The sequence below is a fragment of the Halobacillus faecis genome, from assembly GCF_007991335.1.
GTDB lineage: Bacteria > Bacillota > Bacilli > Bacillales > Halobacillaceae > Halobacillus > Halobacillus faecis.
The window spans coordinates 63,988-81,481 of record NZ_BJYD01000007.1 but is presented as its reverse complement, the minus strand read 5'-3'; the positions used below and the strand labels follow the sequence as shown (position 1 = coordinate 81,481).

General features: G+C 43.5%; 18 protein-coding genes. 10 read left to right on the top strand and 8 right to left on the bottom strand.

Annotated features, from left to right (window positions below; translation table 11 throughout):
• Positions 1 to 166 precede the first annotated feature (166 nt).
• The 6 genes from nagE (at position 167) to HFA01_RS05825 (ending at position 7,262) form a co-directional block, all read left to right on the top strand.
• On the top strand, positions 167 to 2,104 hold the full coding sequence (gene nagE, locus HFA01_RS05850) for an N-acetylglucosamine-specific PTS transporter subunit IIBC (protein WP_146814177.1): 1,938 nt from the start codon (positions 167 to 169) through the stop codon (positions 2,102 to 2,104).
• Positions 2,097 to 3,278, top strand: coding sequence for an N-acetylglucosamine-6-phosphate deacetylase (gene nagA / locus HFA01_RS05845; RefSeq protein ID WP_146814175.1), 1,182 nt, complete (start codon positions 2,097 to 2,099; stop codon positions 3,276 to 3,278). Before nagE ends, nagA begins: the two co-directional genes overlap by 8 nt.
• The gene (nagB, locus tag HFA01_RS05840) at positions 3,275 to 4,012 is read left to right on the top strand and encodes a glucosamine-6-phosphate deaminase (protein ID WP_146814173.1); all 738 of its coding nucleotides are present in this window, start codon (positions 3,275 to 3,277) and stop codon (positions 4,010 to 4,012) included. Before nagA ends, nagB begins: the two co-directional genes overlap by 4 nt.
• A gap of 5 nt (positions 4,013 to 4,017) precedes the next feature.
• Entirely contained in the window at positions 4,018 to 4,740 is a 723-nt protein-coding gene (gene phnF, locus HFA01_RS05835; RefSeq protein ID WP_146814170.1) for a phosphonate metabolism transcriptional regulator PhnF, read from the top strand.
• A gap of 10 nt (positions 4,741 to 4,750) precedes the next feature.
• Positions 4,751 to 5,464: a sugar isomerase domain-containing protein gene (locus tag HFA01_RS05830; protein ID WP_146814168.1), complete on the top strand. Its 714-nt coding sequence runs from the start codon at positions 4,751 to 4,753 to the stop codon at positions 5,462 to 5,464.
• A gap of 385 nt (positions 5,465 to 5,849) precedes the next feature.
• Entirely contained in the window at positions 5,850 to 7,262 is a 1,413-nt protein-coding gene (locus tag HFA01_RS05825) for an alpha-amylase family glycosyl hydrolase (protein ID WP_167506177.1), read from the top strand.
• A 59-nt stretch (positions 7,263 to 7,321) separates the two neighbouring features.
• On the opposite strand, the gene HFA01_RS05820 is transcribed toward HFA01_RS05825, so the two are convergent.
• Together HFA01_RS05820 and HFA01_RS05815 are read right to left on the bottom strand one after the other, a co-directional pair.
• Entirely contained in the window at positions 7,322 to 8,248 is a 927-nt protein-coding gene (locus tag HFA01_RS05820; RefSeq protein WP_146814164.1) for a DUF4349 domain-containing protein, read from the bottom strand.
• Positions 8,249 to 8,499: 251 nt separating this feature from the next.
• Complete coding sequence (locus tag HFA01_RS05815; RefSeq protein WP_146814162.1) at positions 8,500 to 9,360, bottom strand: DegV family protein; 861 nt, start codon at positions 9,358 to 9,360, stop codon at positions 8,500 to 8,502.
• A gap of 181 nt (positions 9,361 to 9,541) precedes the next feature.
• Here HFA01_RS05815 and HFA01_RS05810 point away from each other — a divergent pair, with 181 nt between their 5' ends.
• The gene (locus HFA01_RS05810; protein WP_146814160.1) at positions 9,542 to 10,390 is read left to right on the top strand and encodes a YitT family protein; all 849 of its coding nucleotides are present in this window, start codon (positions 9,542 to 9,544) and stop codon (positions 10,388 to 10,390) included.
• A 62-nt stretch (positions 10,391 to 10,452) separates the two neighbouring features.
• Positions 10,453 to 11,352: a BsuPI-related putative proteinase inhibitor gene (locus tag HFA01_RS05805; RefSeq protein WP_146814158.1), complete on the top strand. Its 900-nt coding sequence runs from the start codon at positions 10,453 to 10,455 to the stop codon at positions 11,350 to 11,352.
• A 34-nt stretch (positions 11,353 to 11,386) separates the two neighbouring features.
• Here the strand turns inward: HFA01_RS05805 and HFA01_RS05800 are convergent, their stop codons facing one another.
• Positions 11,387 to 11,650, bottom strand: a complete 264-nt coding sequence (locus tag HFA01_RS05800) for a NifU N-terminal domain-containing protein (RefSeq protein WP_089654261.1) — start codon at positions 11,648 to 11,650, stop codon at positions 11,387 to 11,389.
• A gap of 133 nt (positions 11,651 to 11,783) precedes the next feature.
• Between HFA01_RS05800 and HFA01_RS05795 the strand changes: the two genes are divergently transcribed.
• Positions 11,784 to 12,611 (top strand): DUF2785 domain-containing protein, encoded by an 828-nt coding sequence (locus HFA01_RS05795; protein WP_146814156.1) that lies wholly within the window; start codon positions 11,784 to 11,786, stop codon positions 12,609 to 12,611.
• A gap of 17 nt (positions 12,612 to 12,628) precedes the next feature.
• Positions 12,629 to 13,054: a hypothetical protein gene (locus HFA01_RS05790; RefSeq protein ID WP_146814154.1), complete on the top strand. Its 426-nt coding sequence runs from the start codon at positions 12,629 to 12,631 to the stop codon at positions 13,052 to 13,054.
• Between the two features lie 32 nt (positions 13,055 to 13,086).
• Here HFA01_RS05790 and HFA01_RS05785 read toward each other — a convergent pair whose 3' ends face one another.
• From HFA01_RS05785 to HFA01_RS05765, 5 genes are all read right to left on the bottom strand, one after another.
• Complete coding sequence (locus HFA01_RS05785) at positions 13,087 to 13,632, bottom strand: DUF6944 family repetitive protein (protein ID WP_146814151.1); 546 nt, start codon at positions 13,630 to 13,632, stop codon at positions 13,087 to 13,089.
• 213 nt (positions 13,633 to 13,845) lie between these two features.
• A complete protein-coding gene (gene phnE / locus HFA01_RS05780) occupies positions 13,846 to 14,673 on the bottom strand; it encodes a phosphonate ABC transporter, permease protein PhnE (RefSeq protein WP_146814149.1) in 828 nt (275 codons plus the stop codon).
• A complete protein-coding gene (gene phnE / locus HFA01_RS05775; RefSeq protein WP_146814147.1) occupies positions 14,670 to 15,494 on the bottom strand; it encodes a phosphonate ABC transporter, permease protein PhnE in 825 nt (274 codons plus the stop codon). The genes phnE (HFA01_RS05780) and phnE (HFA01_RS05775) overlap by 4 nt, the downstream gene beginning before the upstream one ends.
• Positions 15,466 to 16,269: a phosphonate ABC transporter ATP-binding protein gene (phnC, locus tag HFA01_RS05770; RefSeq protein WP_146814145.1), complete on the bottom strand. Its 804-nt coding sequence runs from the start codon at positions 16,267 to 16,269 to the stop codon at positions 15,466 to 15,468. Before phnC ends, phnE (HFA01_RS05775) begins: the two co-directional genes overlap by 29 nt.
• A 126-nt stretch (positions 16,270 to 16,395) precedes the next feature.
• Positions 16,396 to 17,343: a phosphate/phosphite/phosphonate ABC transporter substrate-binding protein gene (locus HFA01_RS05765; protein ID WP_146814143.1), complete on the bottom strand. Its 948-nt coding sequence runs from the start codon at positions 17,341 to 17,343 to the stop codon at positions 16,396 to 16,398.
• Positions 17,344 to 17,494 lie beyond the last annotated feature (151 nt).

Genomic DNA, 17,494 nt, shown 5'->3' with positions numbered 1-17,494 from the left:
CTTTGATAAGGTTAAATCATGAAAATGTGTAGAAAATGTAGGTAAGGAGAATATAAGTGTATTTTTATAGAATATTCAAACATATCACACTGGTATAGACAACTATAAAACACGGTGGTAAGATGGCTTCAGTAAAACGTTTTCAAATTGGAGGAGGCTAGCGACGATGCTAAGTTTTTTACAACGAATAGGTAAATCATTAATGTTCCCAATCGCTACATTGCCGGCTGCGGCTTTACTTGTAAGATTAGGGATGGAAGATATGTTGAACATTCCGTTTATTACGGCAGCAGGTAACGGAATTCTCGGGAATTTGGCTCTTATTTTTGCCATCGGAATTGCGATGGGTTTTGCGAAAGATGGAAATGGGGCGGCAGCTTTAGCTGGTGCTATTGGTTATTTGGTCCTGGATAGTGGAATAGAAGCTATAAATAAAGATGTGGACATGGGGGTTTTCGCCGGTGTGATTGCTGGTGTGATCGCTGGAATGCTTTACAACAAGTACAATGATGTAAAGTTCCCGGATTTCCTTTCTTTCTTCGGAGGCAAACGCTTTGTTCCGATCATCACCTCAGCAGTAATGGTCGTGCTTTCCTTTGTTTTCGGAAATGTATGGGTGTATCCACAAGCTGTTCTTGATTCTACGGCAAATTGGATCTTGAACGGAGGAGAACTTGGCGTAGGTGTCTATGGTGTGCTGAACCGTCTGCTTATTCCCGTCGGTTTACACCATGTTATGAATGCGTTGATCTGGTTTGATTTCGGAACATTTACAACAGAGGCCGGAGATGTTGTGCGCGGGGAGATCAATCGTTTCCTGAATGGCGACCCTTCGGCTGGTTACTTTTTGGCTGGTTTCTTCCCTGTCATGATGTTCGGTCTGCCAGCTGCATGTCTAGCTATGTATGCAGCAGCAAAAAAGGAGAGAAAGGCAGCTGTCGGAGGGATGTTTTTGAGTATCGGTTTGACCTCCTTCATTACAGGAGTTACTGAGCCGATCGAATTTTCTTTCATGTTCCTTTCTCCACTTCTATATGTCGTTCACTCCTTGCTAACCGGTGTGTCGATGATTCTAGCTTTTGTATTTGATGTAAGACACGGCTTTGGTTTTTCGGCGGGGTTGATTGATTATTTACTGAACTACAACATTGCAGAGAACCCATTTACTTTAATTATTATCGGATTGGTTATGGGAGCGATTTATTTCGTGATCTTCTATTTCCTTATTGTCAAACTGGATTTGAAAACACCAGGGAGAGAAGACGAGGAAGTTGAAGAAGGATCCGCTGAATCAGAAAGCGGTGACTACGATGCGAAAGCCTATCACTATCTCCATGCCTTAGGTGGTCCAGAAAACATTGAAACGTTAGATTACTGCACCACTCGTCTCCGTCTTGAAATGAAAGATCGTGAGAAAGTCAATGAAAAAGAATTGAAGCGTCAAGGGGCACGTGGAGTCATGAAACTCGGAAAAAGGAACCTTCAAGTGATTGTAGGTACTTCTGTCGAATTTGTCGCTGATGCGATGAAAAAACAAATGGAAGGTGGACATCACCTACCTGAAGGCATGCAGGATGAAAAAGTCCGATCTGTGAAGGAAGAAGCGGAAGAGGCTTCACCAAGGAAAGTAAAAGAAGAAGATTTTCAAATGCCGTTGAATGGAAAAGTGCTTCCTCTTGATGAAGTTCCAGATGAAGTTTTTGCCCAAGGGATGATGGGACCAGGCTTTGCTATTGATCCATCTGAGGAAACTTTCCATTCTCCCGTGAACGGGAAGGTCCTTCAAGTTTTCCCTACGAAGCATGCCATCGGTCTTGAACTCGAAAATGGATTGGAATTGCTGATTCATGTTGGTTTGGATACGGTCAAGCTTGATGGAGAAGGGTTTGAAGCCCTTGTTGAATCTGGACAGAGGGTGGAACAAGGAACGCCATTGCTGCGTGTGAACCTTGATTTCGTCAAGGCGAATGCTCCTTCTGTGGTGACGCCGTTCATCTTCACGAATGCCGAAGGAGCTACCGTAGAACTTTTGAAAAAAGGATACTTGGAAAAAGGACAAAAAGGGGTAATGAGAGTAGAGGAAGGAGGCCTAGGAAATGAGTGATCTGGTGATTGCGAACGTAACCGTTGTGACGGAAAACGGGACGATCCCCTCTGGTTCTGTAACGGTCCGTGATGGGAAAATAGAAGAAATTCATGAAGGATTCGTAGGTAAGGATGAGGCTACCGTTATTGATGGGAAAGACAGAAACCTTACACTCCTGCCAGGTTTCATCGATGTACACATTCATGGGGCGAATGGTCATGACGTCATGGACGCTACTGAAGAAGCTTTGTATGGACTGGCCGCTCAGCTCCCCCAGGAAGGAACGACCAGTTTCTTAGCTACAACGATGACCCAGTCACAAGAGAGGATTTCTAAAGCAGTCACAAATGCAGGAGAATTTATTGAAAAACAGGAACAGGGACATGCAGAGGTGCTAGGCATTCACTTGGAAGGTCCATTTATATCACCATCCAAAGCAGGGGCCCAGCCCATAGAGCATATTACGAAACCGTCCATCGACCTTTTTGAACAATGGCAAAATGAAAGTCATCAACACATTAAACTCATAACTTTGGCACCTGAGTTGGAAGGGTCCCTTCCTTTTATTGAAGAGGTGAGAAGGAAAGGGGTCATCTGTTCGTTGGGACATAGCGAAGCTACCTTGGATGAAGCCAATCAAGCAGTAGAAAAAGGGGCCAGCCATATCACGCACTTATACAATCAGATGAGTGGTCTGCACCACAGGGAACCGGGCTTGGTGGGCGCTGCTTTTACGAACCCTGAGCTTCTTGTTGAGATGATTGTCGATCATATCCACATTCATCCGGAAGCGGTCCGACTAGCCTATCAGGTTCTTGGTAGTGACCGAACGATTCTAATAACAGATGCGATGAGGGCAAAATGCCTCTCTGCTGGCACTTATGACCTTGCCGGGCAGAATGTGACGGTGAATAATGGGGAAGCCCGCCTCTCTGACGGCACGCTTGCAGGAAGTATATTAACACTGGAAGAGGCAGCACGAAAAATGCGCACTTTCGCCGGAGTTGAGCTCAATGAATTGGTCAAAATGACTTCCGCCAATGCAGCTCGTGAGCTTGGGATTTATGATCGGAAAGGGAGTATTACGAAAGGGAAAGATGCAGACCTTGTCCTTTTGGATGAAAAAGGCTGTGTAGTAACAACGATTTGCCGTGGAATTATCAGTTATAATTGTAAAGGGGGAGCATCATGAACATCATCATTGCAAAGGATTACAAGGAGATGAGTCAGGTGGCTTCTCAGATGATTGAGGATCAAATGACAAAAAGGCCCGATGCTGTGCTAGGCTTAGCTACAGGAGGAACCCCCCTTGGCACGTACAAAGAATTAATCAATAGTTATAAGGAGGGGCGAACGGATTATCGTCTTTTATCTACCATCAACTTAGATGAATACGTCGGTCTGGATCCCGAGCATCATCAGAGTTATCGCTACTTTATGAATCAAAACCTCTTTCAGTCTATTAACATCGATAAAAAGAACACGTACATCCCCTTTGGGAAAGCAGAGGAATTAGAACAAGAATGTAGACGTTATGAAGAAGTGATTGATACGATCGGCCCCCCTGATCTACAGCTTCTCGGTATTGGTGAAAACGGCCATATCGGTTTTAATGAACCAGGCACTTCGTTTGATAGTGAGACCCACATTGTAAACCTGACCGATTCAACGAGGGAAGCCAATGCCCGTTTCTTTGAATCTATGGAAGATGTACCGACGAAGGCGATCACGATGGGCATTCGTTCCATATTGAAAAGTCGAAAAATCATTCTTTTAGCTTCTGGTGATCGGAAAGCGGATGCCATTTACCAGTTGCTTCATGGAGAGACCGACGAAGATTTCCCTGCTTCTTCACTGAAAAGCCATCACGACCTTACCCTGATCGTTGATGAGGATGCGTATAAGAAAGTCCAACGGAAAGGATGAATCCCTTGTTAAAGAAAAACGTTCCGTTACCATTGTATTATCAGATTGAAGAATACCTGAAACAAAAAATAGAAGAAAAAGAGTTTGAAGCCGGTAGAATGATCCCGTCCGAGCGTGAGCTTTCCGAACGTTTTGAAGTCAGTCGCATGACTGTAAGACAGGCAGTGACAAATTTGGTGAACGCAGGCGTTCTTTATCGGGAAAAAGGAAAAGGGACCTATGTCGCAGAAAAGAAAATTGAACAGCCACTTAAAGGTTTGACGAGTTTTACGGAAGACATGAAAAAGAGAGGGATGACATCGAGCAGTCGACTGCTGGCCTTTGATGTTGTGGAAGCCCCGAGAGAGATCCGTGAGAAACTGAATTTGGAAGAAGGGGAAAAGGTGTATGGGATCCAACGAATAAGGATGGCCGATGAAAAACCTATGGCAATCGAAAACACGTTTATGCCCAAGGAATTGCTGCCTGATTTAACTGAAGAAATCGTCCAAGGATCGATCTACAATTATGTAGAGCATGAATTGGGTATGGCGATTAGCCAAGCACGTCAAATCATTGAAGCGCGTGCTGCGGATGAGGAAGAAGCCAACTACTTAAACATTCTCCCTGACTCTCCGGTACTTCATATCGAACGAAAAAGCTTTCTTGCTCACAATGTACCATTTGAGGTGGTTACATCTACTTACCGTGCTGATCGGTATAAATTCATTACAGATATTGATCGATAAGGAGTTCCAAATGAACTATTTAACAAAAGTCTCCAAGAAATTGTTGGATATTGAATTCTCCCAATCCTATAAATTCGATAAGGTCAGTGATCGCTTCTCCCGGATTATTCAAGCGGGAGGAGTTATCCACACATTTGGCTGTGGCCATTCCAGTTTACTTGCTCAGGAAGTTTTTTACCGTGCGGGAGGGCTTGTCCCTGTACATCCAATAATGATTGAAGAACTGATGCTGCATCGAGGAGCAAAGCAGGCTAGTGAAAATGAACGCAAACCAGGAGTTGTTCAGCCTTATTTGATAAAGGAAGACTTGCAGGAAAAAGATGCAGTCCTGATCATTTCTACTTCCGGTCGAAATCCAGCTCCTATAGAAACAGCCATATACTGTAGAGCAAAAGGTTTGTATACCGTGGCTTTGACCTCTCTCGGTTATAAAGAAACTCAACCTTCGAGGCACAGCAGCAACCAAAGGCTTGAGGATGTCGTAGATGATGTCCTCGACATGGAAGTTCCTGTGGGGGATACGATCATGCAAAAGGGAGATCGATCTTATTCACCTGTTTCTTCTGTAATTGGAGCGGGGATGTTGCACGAACTTATGACAAGAACAATTGAGGGAATCGAAGAAAACGGAGACACGCCTCCCATTTTCAAAAGTGGCAACGTCGACGGATCTGACCAACATAACCAAACGATGATGCACGCCCACAAACGGATCTCTTTCTAAAGTATTGGTGTTACTCATTCATATGGCCTGTATGTTGAGAGAGGTTAGAAGCTGCGGGAAACAGTTTGATTCCATGGGACGGGCGATGAGCCACCTCAGGCTACGCTTTCCGGGATCTCACATGTCCTGCTTAAACTTAACTCTAATACGGCAATGAATCCTGGAAAGTACCTCGGAATTGAGCCTCTCACAATCAGGAGCTTATGTTTAATCAATAGATCTGGAATTTAAATACGCTTAAAACAGACCTTTCGTGGGTCTGTTTTTTGATGGTGTGAGGGATACCTGTGTCAATTTCGTGGAGAATTGAGCAGGAGATTGACGGAGTAAGGGGGAAAGGGCTACTCTAGAATGAGGTATGACATCTGTAAGGGGGACACAGAAGATGAAAAGAGCAATCATGCTGTTGGCATGCCTCCCGTTTTTTCTAGGGTTGCCTGTGGCAGCAAAGGCTGAAGTTAGCGGAGAAAGGCAATGGCAGGATGAAAGCGTTTATTATATTGTTGTCGATCGTTTTATGAATGGAGATATGAACAACAATGAAGGCGTAGATTTGGAAAACCCCAACGCGTATCATGGTGGGGACTTATCTGGGATTGTCGATCAACTGGATTACATAAAAGAATTGGGTTTTACCACTATTCAACTTTCCCCGATTATGCAGAATGATGGAGACAGCTACCATGGTTTCCACGTATCAGACTTTCAAAATGTTGAAGAACATTTCGGAACGATGGAAGAAGCGAGAGAAGTGGTGGAAGAAGCTCATGCTCGAGATATAAAAGTGATTTTTGATCTTCCTGCAGGATTTGTATCTGAGAACCATCCATGGGCAGAGAACAATGATGAGTCCGAGTGGCTGACAGGGGAAGAGGTTTCCAGCGAGCATCCGTGGTTTGATCAATTGCCTCAGGTTGCTTTGGAAAGGGAGAATGTGGCCACATACTTTAACGAAACGATGGATTTTTGGAAAGAAGAGACGGGGGTAGATGGTTTCCGAATCATCACGAATGATTCGGTTTTAAGTGGAACGTCTTTGCAGGAAGATCCGCTAATTAAGTACTCTTCTTCGATTGAAGAAAATCACCCGTTCAGAAAAGTGACAAGAGAGTCTTTTAATCAATCAGGCAACTCTCTAAACGATCTTCTAACAGAAGAGAATCTTTCACAGCCGCACCAGCTGGATTTTTATGATGTGTCTCGTTTTACACATGAAGCTGTTGTGAAAGGGCAAAATCCGATTACAAGATGGCAGCTGGCTTTAACGTATATATACACGGTCCCGTGTGTCCCAGTCGTGTACTACGGAACGGAAACCCCTATAGATGATGGGGGAGATCCGCAAAACTTGCCGATGATGAATTTTAAGGCCGGGGATGAAAAGCTAAAAAAACGGATAGAAAAACTGAATTCGATGAGAGAACAGTTTCCAGCCCTTACCAGAGGGGATTACCGTGAACTGTACAACAAGGACGGACTTGTCGTTTTCAAACGCACATATGATGGTGATGACATGGTTGTTGCCATTAATAATGCAGAAGAGACCCGCACCATGACCCTGGAAGGTATGGAAGATGACCACCAGTTAAGAGGTTTGCTTCACGATGGTCTTGTCCGTCAGCAAAGCGATGGATCCTACCGCCTTGGAATGGAACGTGAAACAGCTGATGTCTTCATCGTTGAACCCAATAGCGGCTATAACTGGTTGTTTATAGGGTTCGTCGGTGGAGTACTCTCTTTGTTTGTCATAGCGGTTACGGCGATCAGCTTGAAAAATCGGAAAGTGGACAAAAGGTAAATAAAAAACAGGCCCAACTTGGGCCTGTTTTTATTGTTGGATTATTTTATGGTAAGCATTTATTTGTCATTAGACTTGTTTTTTCTTTTTTTACGCAGCCAGATCCCTAGGACAATGACGATGATCACAGGAATAAGGACTGGGGAGTAGCCTACTGCTGCGATAAACAGCCATGAGGCAATACTGGTTATCCCGTTAATGCTTTTGAAAAAGGCTTGTTTTGTTCGTTCCCATGTGTTCAAGTCTTGTTGATCGACTCCACCGACCAGGACCTTTGTTTCAGTAAAGGAAATGGTTATAGTGGAAAAATCGCTTTGATTTTCTAAGTAGTTCATCTCCCCCTTGAGAGATTCAATGTCTGATTGTACGCGTTCAAGGTCCTGAGATATTTCCAGTAAGTCTTCTGTGGCAGTGGCTTCTTCCAAAAAACTTAGAAGCCTTGCTTCGATTTCCTCTTTTGCTTTTAACCTTGCCTCTAGGTCCACGTAGTTCTTCGTCACGTCTCTACTATTGATATTCCTGGATATGATTTGGTCTGATATGGTCTCAAAACCGCTCAATAACCCTTCAAAATTCGGTTGAGGAACTCGAATTCGGATATGGCCTTGCCTGTTCCCGCGTTCAGTTTTGTGAACATTGGTTTCTACCATATATGCTCCATGTTGATTCATTTGTGATTGGAGGTTTTGTTGGAAGTTATCAAAATCTTTGGTTTCAAGGTCGATGTGTGCCTCATAGATCATCATTCTTTCCTGTTGGGCTTCCGCTTGCTCCATTTCATTTTCTGATGTAGCTGGTGCTTCTGATAGACCGCTTTTCGATGCTTCTTTTGTCTCCGTATTCATCGACTCATTGGCATTGTCGAAGCTACTTTCGCTTGTGACTTCTTCACCTGTAGGTTCTTTGCTGTTGTCTTCTCCGCTGCATGCGGCAAGCAGCATGATGAGGGTGAAAATAAGTAAGATCATTTTTCTTTTTCTGTACATAAAAAGACCCCCTATATTAGACTTGGCAAGGCAAGAGGTGGAACGCTCTCATGAAAGAGCGTGCTCAACCTCCCTGCGCCTTTAGTTATCCGGCTTCAGTGTCCAGACACTCGAGACATAAGTCATTCCACTCTGTGGCAAAAATCGCCACGACGTGGCCTGACTTATGCTTGTCGTGTCTACCAGGACACTTCCGCACTTAACTCATTAGTCGTAATTAAGGGAGTAGGGTTACATGTATTTGGGAATGTTTATTTATAGGTGTCATTTAAAAAGAACAGGGCAATCGTGCCTGGTCCTGCGTGCGCTCCAATGGTTGCTCCGACGTAATCAATATGGATTTCTTTTGTTCCATAAGTTTCTCTGATCATTTCCGCGAGCTGCTCGGCTCTTTCCAGATCATCTCCGTGGCTGATGGCCATGCGTTGGTTTTGAAGGTCTGCTCCACGCTCGTCCATAACTTCGAGCATGCGTTTCAAAACTTTTTTCGAACCGCGGATTTTTTCAAGAGGAATAAGTTTTCCATCCTCCATATGCAAGAGAGGTTTGATTTTCAGTAAACCGCCTACAAATGCAGCGGTTCGGCTTACCCGGCCCCCACGTTGTAAGTATTCCAAATCATCAACGGTGAAAATATGCTCCATATGAGTGGCGTGGTATTGTCCAAGTTCAAGCACTTCATCGTACGAAGCACCACCCTTTGCCAATTCCGCAGCTCTTAAAATAACTAGACCATAGCCAAGGGAAGCGGCTTTTGTATCGATGACATCAAATCGGGCGTTCTCATACTCTTCTTTTATTTCTTGTTCAACCATTTTTGCTGTTTGGTATGTACCTGATAGTTCGGAAGAGAACGCAAAATAAATGAACGGCTGCCCTTTTTCGGCTAAAGCAGTGAACGTTTCTCGAAAAGTTTGCGGGGAGACTTGGGCCGTTTTAGGGGCTTCTCCATCCCTCATCCGGTCGTAGACTTCCTTTGGAGTGATGTCGATCCCATCGTCATATTCTTCATCGTTTAGGATGACTTTCAATGGAAGGGATTGGACAGAAAACTGCTGAAACATTTCTTGGTTCAAATCACTTGCAGAATCACACAATACTTGTACATGCATACGCGTCACCTTCTATTTTTTAGGATGTACTTTTAGTTTAGGCACAAACCGTGAGATAGTCAAAATATACTGTTAACAAACCATCCGACAAAACTTTACACGATTCTACCAAGATTATCTTGATTTTAGTCTACTACGGTGATAAAAATGAATAGATGAATTTAGGCAAGGAGGTTCGCTTTTGTTTACTGTTGAAATAAAACGTATATTGATTGTTTTGTTCGGCGCTGTGTTAAATGCGGTTTCGCTGAATTTATTCTTGATTGAAGCAAACGTTTATGCGAGTGGGTTTACAGGGGTTGCCCAGTTGCTCACTAGTATTTTAAATGATTTTGCCGGTATCCCGGTGAGTACAGGTATTCTACTATTCTTACTTAACATTCCAGTCGCCATTCTCGGATGGCTGAAGGTGGGCAAAGGTTTTACCGTTTACAGTGCTATATCAGTCGCTTTTACTACTCTATTTCTTGAATTGATTCCTGTCCAGCAATTATCTGAGGATATCATTCTGAATGCTGTGTTTGGTGGAGTTATCGGGGGAATGGGTGTTGGAATCACCTTAAAATGGGGTGCTTCCACCGGCGGTCTCGATATCGTAGCGATGGTTTTGTCTCGGATGAAAGACCGTCCGATCGGCATTTATTTCCTTATACTTAATAGTGCAATTATCGCGATTGCCGGTTTATTGTATGAGCCGGAAAATGCACTCTACACATTGCTGACCTTGTACGTGACCACAAGGGTCATTGATGCCATTCATACACGTCACGAGAAACTGACGGCGATGATCATTACTTCGAAAGCAGCCGATTTGGAAAAAGCGATCCATGGGCACATGGTACGTGGAATTACCACGTTGCCAGCGAGAGGAGCTTTCACTCAGCAGGATAAGAATATGCTTGTCATGGTCATCACAAGATATGAACTCTATGATTTGCAGCATATTATTCAAGAAGTGGATCCTCAAGCATTCACAAACATTGTGCAAACCACTGGTATTTTCGGGTTCTTTAGAAAAGATGACCAATAGTGTAACTTTTTCCATAAACGAACGACTCATGTAATAAATAGAAATAATAGAGGAGTGGGGTCATGAAAAAGTTTTTGGCCATTTTGTTAGGAACCCTGGTGATTTCCTTAGCAGCCTGTGCTAATGAAACGGAAAATGAAGCGAGCGGAGAAGAAAAGGAGGATCAGATGACGGAAGAACCATCTGAACAAGAACCAGAAGTGGATATGGAAGCTCTTATTGAACAAGTAGCCATGGACGCGACGGTTGACACAACTTCTAATACGGCAACCTTTAATTTTTCCTTGGAAAATGCGGGGGAAGAGCCAGTCACGCTTGGTTTCACTTCCAGTCAAAAGTATGAAGTCCAGGTCAAGAACGAAGCAGGAGAGAGTGTGTACACCTTCTCTGCCGATAAAATGTTCACACAAGAACTGACGACAGAGGAGTTGGCTCAAGGGGATGTCTTTGATGTGAAAGAGACGTGGACGGGGATTGAGAAGCCGGGAACTTATGAAGCCACGATGACATTTCTTGTGAATACAATCAATGACCAGCCTTTGGAGGCAAATCCTTTCCAAGTGACTCAAAGTTTTACGATTGAAGAGGAAACAGATGAGGAAGAAGGCTCTGAAAATGAAGCGCCATCGTCTCAACACGATGGAGATGGCCAGGCTTTCCGTGATATTACAGTCTCAGGTGAAAAAGGTTCCTACGTAGTTAAGGGAGAGGCACGTGTCTTCGAAGGAAGTTTCATGTATAGTGTCGAAGACGGTCATCATGTGCATGTGGAACCAACAGCCTTCCAGGTGGATGAAGGAGGTCCGTCATGGTCTGCATTTGAGCTTAAGATTGACATCCCAGAAGAAGATCTGCCGATGTTTGGGACCCTGACCCTTACTTTGTTTGAAGAAAGTGCACAAGATGGAAGTCCGACGAACATAAATTACATCCCATTAGAAAACTTCCAGCCGGAAGAATAAAAAAATCCGCCATGATGGCGGATTTTTTTATTCTTTAATAGCCGTATTCTTCAAGTGTACTCATCACTTTAGGAGTTAACTCGTCCCAGTCGGCCTGAGGGAGCTTATTGACGGTGATGAAGTTTTGGAAGCCGAAGACGTTATCGACGCCATCAAGTTCCATCAAGTCGTTCATGATTTTGTGCTCGCTTGTTTGACCAGGCATGACAGACACGCTGCCGTCCCCTTGAAAGATCATAGACTCAGTCGTGAATTTACGTGCATTAGGGTTTGGTGTTTCCTGTACTTGAATTGCCATAATAGTATCCTCCTCTGTTCCGTCTCTTCTCATTTTATCAAAAAATAATAACCTTCAAAACTACGAACCTCATGGATATATGATTGCCCTGGATCTGTGGTACAATGAGAGCAATGTTTAGGAGGTGTGTGCGATGGAATCAAGACTGATTGAAATGTTACAGCCGATCAAAGAAAATGATTACACGCTGCCTGAAGGTCAGAACTTACAAGAGCTCACCACTATGATGCTACAAAAAGTCGGATCTGTCCATCCTGTTTTGCGAGATGATTTGATCCATTCTATATTTACAACGTTTATCGAACGCGGTTACTATTCAAATGAACAGTTAAAGAATATATTGCAGTCCGTATTGAATAAAAATTATTTATTTTACCGAATCGGAACATCCAAGAAAGAAGAGGATGCTGTGTTCAAGCGCAGTTTTTCCGTATTGCTGATTCCGCCCATCATGGAAAAGCACAGACATTCCCCGTTCCTGAAGGAAGAGGAAGTTCATCGCGTGTGGGATCATTTGAAAAAATATATGCAGCAGGAAAAAGACCACCGCGGCTATGTAAAAGATAAAGGGTGGGCGCATGCGATGGCGCATGCGGCTGATGCCATTTACAGTGTGGCTGCCTGTGAAGAAATAACCAAAGAAGAAATCCTGGAGATGCTTCCAGTAATCAGAGAGCAATTCCTGATCGATCATCCGTACCTTTTTGATGAAGAGGAGCGGATGGTGACAGCAGTTATGAAAATGTTTGGTAAAATCAGCCATGCCGAACGGGTGGAGTGGCTGGAAACATTGCTTTATATCCGTGACAGCTGGCAGGACCCGAATGAGGATATTATTATAAACAACAGCAAGCACTTTATGAGAGCTCTTTATTTCCGTATGCTTGAAGGGGATTATCGAGAGCTCCGGCAGGTTTTAGAGATGTTATTAAGGGAACTTAGGAAACAGGAAGCTTACTAAAACCTTGGAGGATGCTTATGATTCGATGGGGAGTCTTTATAGGGACAACATCAGGTATTGTTCTCGGCTTGTATATGTGGTTTGTAGAGAAAATAACAGGGAAGAAAGTGTACACGTTATTGATGAATGTCGACTTTATCCCTGTCATCGGTGACATCGATTGGCCTGTAGTGATGGAGTGGCTCTTTCACATGATCATATCCTGGATGATCGGTATTCTATATAGTTATGCCTTTATGCGGAAATGGAAGGAAACCAACCGGAATCGGTGGGGCCTGGCCATTCTTCTAACAGCCATTGCTGCTACGACCTATGTACCACTAACGATTTTAGCCATTAAGGAGACTCCAGCTCTCACAGATGGGACAGCGATCTTATATTGGCTGATCGGCCATGTCCTTTACGCATTCACACTAAAGAAGTCGTATTACAGATTCGAGTAGAAGGCCGGGAATGCTCCCGGCCTTTATGTATTTTATACTCTCCTCTGATCCTGTTTGGTGATGGTAAGAGCTACAATTATGGCCCCGATTGCTTGAATCCAGCTTCCAAGTGCAGAAAAATGGCCAGCTTCAATCCCCTCCAACTCACGTCCTGCTGCCACAGCCTGAATCGAATTTCCGACGACCTCTAACAATTCGCCTTTTAATTTGTAAGCGTTCGTCAAGGGAGCATCCGTTCCGTATGTTTCAGAAAATGCAATAAGGCCGCCTAAGGCTTGTAGCAAATTCCCTTTTATCACAAGATTCAAATCGTCTCTCCTTTCTAAGTCCGCCAGAATACTGTAAATGATTGTAGAGTTTCCTGCTGCCTGAATGACATTCCCTGATGCAGAGAGGATAGACTCTAAATCATTCGCAACCACTCCATTTCCCGTTGCTTGGAGTGTATTCCCGATGAGATTAAGTCCCTCATCATCGTCACCTGTATAGACATTAATGGACGCATTTACAGCTGAAGCGACGGTCCCGGCCGCAATGATCCAAGAACCGATTAAAGTTTGGTTGTTCTTCCTGATCATGTTCATTCCTCCTCTCTTTATGGTACTCAACTATAGTCTGATGGTGATAAGGAATAGAGAAGGGGAGGGAATTTTAAGAGAGTCAGTACGTGGGAGAATTGCTGGTGAAGTAAGGGATGGAGGTCGCTTTTGTAACTGTGAATGGGGGGAGTGACCGTTTCATTAGCAGCTTTATGACAAAAAACCACCCTCCAATATAGGAAGGCGGTTGGTTCAAACGATTTTCTTTCTTATAAAGGCACTGAAGTAATCGATGATGGTAACGATGAAGATGATGGAAAGAACAATCAAACCAACCTCGCCCCAATTACGATTGGCTGCTGAGATGACAATTAATGTACCTATTCCACCTGCCCCTATCACCCCTAAAATGGTGGACGCACGGACATCAATTTCAAACCGGTAGATCGCATAGCTCAAGAATTCCGGTACGACTTGAGGGAGGATGCCTTTAAAAAGGGTTTGGATTTTATTCGCACCATTCGCCTCCATGGCTTCTACAATACTCATATCGATGGTTTCTATGGTTTCTCCGTATAGTTTTCCAAGCATACCTGTAGAGCCAATAGCAATAGCTAGAACGCCAGCAAAAGCAGAGGGACCTATGGACGCTACAAATATGAGGGCAAGTAGGATTTCAGGAAATGTTCGCGTTGCATTCAGCCACAGTTTGAAAAAGGAGTGGACCACCTTTCCTATCCAGGTATGCCCCATCATATTCTTGGCTGTTAAAAAACCGAGAGGAATAGCAAAGATGGTAGCCATAAGACACCCTGCAAAAGCAATAGCCAATGTTTCTAGAATCAGCGTCAAAATCCTCCCGAACTGTTCGAAGTTCAGTTGAACTAGCTGAGGTATGACTGTTTGTGTACGCTCAATGGTTCGTTCACTGAAGACTCGTTCGAGGTTCATTTGATCATGGACTCCCCATACAGACCAGGCGAGCAAGCTGAAAAACATCAAGACCCCTATAAACCGAAAGCCTCGTTGTCTCCACGTTTTTTCCTTCTTGGGAGGAAGGGATACAAGCGTTTTTGTCATAGGAATGCCTCCCTTAAGCGATTACTGATAAAGTCGATGATGAGTACCACGATGAACACAATCATCACTACAGCCATAGCTGCTGGATAATTTAAAAAGTTGATTTGTTGTTGAATGAGTAGTCCAACTCCACCTGCGCCCACAAAGCCCAATATGATTGAAGCTCTCACGTTAATTTCAAAGACGTATAATGAGAAAGAAGCGAATTGGGGCAGGATTTGGGGGATGACGGCATACCAAATTACTTGCAGGCGATTTCCGCCGCTTGCTTCCACTGCTTCTAATTGGTGAGCATCAATCCCTTCAATGGTTTCGCTCATTAACTTAGCGAGAATTCCTAAAGAAAAAATGAACAATGCAAGGATGCCAGAAAATACTCCAATTCCGAACAAGCCAACAAATAGAACGGCAAGAATCAATTCAGGAATCGTTCTTAATATGTTAAGAAACGTTTTTACACCATTATATACCCAACGACTTTTGACGATGTTCTGAGCTGATAATAGACACAACGGGATACAAAGAATGGATGCCAAAGAAGTCGCAATCACAGCCATATGTATCGTTTCGGCAAGCTTCGGCCATACGACAGGAGCATAAGCCATCTGGGGCGGCCACATCTGGCTGATCATACGCCCTACATTGGAGAAGAACTCTTCGTTGAACTGAAACAGAGAAGAGTTCGTATGAATGGAGCTCCATAGGTACAAAAGAATGACAGTGATTCCAACGGTTGCATTTGTCCATTTTTTTCTTTTCGAAACTAATCCAGGTGCCTTGGTCTTTTCGATCCTAGGAGAGTATAGCTTCGGTTGACTCATAATGGTTCACCCCGCCTCCGCGTAAGTCATCATCCTTAATTTTTCTGCCATAGATATCCTCAAAGGTGCTTTCACTGACTTCAGAAACAGGACCATCGAAAACGACTTCTCCTGCACGCATACCAATGATTCTGTCAGCATATTCCATCGCCATATCAATGAAGTGTAAATTAACAAGCGTCGTAATTCCATCTTCACGATTGATTTGCTTTAAGTAAGTCATCACTTGGTGGGATGTAGGTGGATCAAGGCTTGCGACCGGTTCATCCGCTAAAATGACACGTGGTTGTTGAGTAAGAACACGTGCGATGGAAACACGCTGCTGCTGACCGCCACTGAGCTGGTCTGCGCGTGTATGGACTTTTTCTTCAATGGATACACGTTTCATATTTTCATAAGCAAGGGCTCTGTCATCATTAGAATACGCGTTAAATAATGTGCGCAAAGTTGATGTATGGCCGAGTCTTCCGGAAATAACGTTCTTCATAACGGTATGTCTTTTGACAAGGTTGTGATGCTGGAAAATCATTCCGACCTTTGTGCGCAGCCGGCGAAGATCCCGGGATTGGTGAGCGAGAATGTTTTCTCCATCCACATATAACCCGCCGCTTGTTGGCTGAACGAGCCGATTCATGCTTCTAATCAGGGTCGATTTCCCCGCTCCTGAAAGTCCAACAATAACTACAAATTCTCCGGGGTTGATCGTAAGATTTACATTCTTCAATCCTTCTGTACCGTCAGGGTATACAAGGGATAAGTCTCTGCATTCAATCATGGCCGTCCACTCCTTAAACAATGAAAAAAGGGAGAAAATGAATTCTCCCTTTCTTCTTTCTTATATGATTATTAGGGGATAATCATTTGTCTTTGAATGAAAATGTCGTACTTTCTCTAGCAAGTCTTACATTTCATCTACATTGATGGAATCTTTGAATTTTTCGTATGTGTCACGGACGATTTCGTAATCTTCGCTTTCGGCTTTAACAATTGCGTCCCAACTGTACACTTCGTTCATTACTTGGATCATTTCTTCGTTATCGTTGAATGAAAGGAAAGATTCCTGGATATCATTTTTTAACTCGTCACTTAGAGAGGGGATGACGGAAATTGTATCGTTTGGAATCCACTCGGTATAACCCAAAACTTTTGTGTCTTCCATAACATTGGGATATTCTTCTTCAAGGTCACCACGTGCATCTTCGAATGTTGTCGCTACATCTGCGTTGCCGTCAAGGAGAGCAACGATTGCATTGTCATGTCCACCAGCTGAAATCGTTTGAGAAAAGAATTCCTGTTGGACATCTTTCACATCGAATTCCTCCATGATTTCATTGGCTGGGAAAAGGAATCCAGAAGTTGACGTTACATCAGGAACCGCCCATACTTTTCCTTCCAGGTCTTCAAGTGACTCAATGCCTGAATCTTTTCTTACTACATATTGAGCGCGGTATTGATCACTGCCGTATCGTTCAGATTTCATTTGAACTTCGATGTCATATTTCTCTTCAGCAAGAACATAAGCGAATGCTGGAAGAAAGCCGATATGTATTTGGCCGCTGCCCATACCTTCGATGACAGCAGAGTAGTTGTTCATCACTTTTCCTTCTACAGGAATACCAATCTCTTCTGATAACTTGTCAGCAAGAGGTTGAACCGTGTCTGCGATTTTGTCAGAATCCTGGGAAGGTACGAAGCCCATAACTAACTTTTCGGGTGCATCATTGGATTCCTCTTTTGCTTCGTTGTTTTCTTGGCCGCTTGTCTCAGCAGCGTCTCCTTCTTCAGATCCACAAGCTGCTAATATAGACAGCAAGCTGATAAGAAAAAGAACAGATAAGAACTTTTTCATACTCTTTCGACCCCTTTTCAATCGTTTTATTTTTGTAGGACATGTTCATTATTAAAAAACTCCTAGTGGAATACAATACGATTAACCATACCATTACAATTGTTAACAATATTCGCAAACTTGATTTACATTGATTTACAATAATAACAAG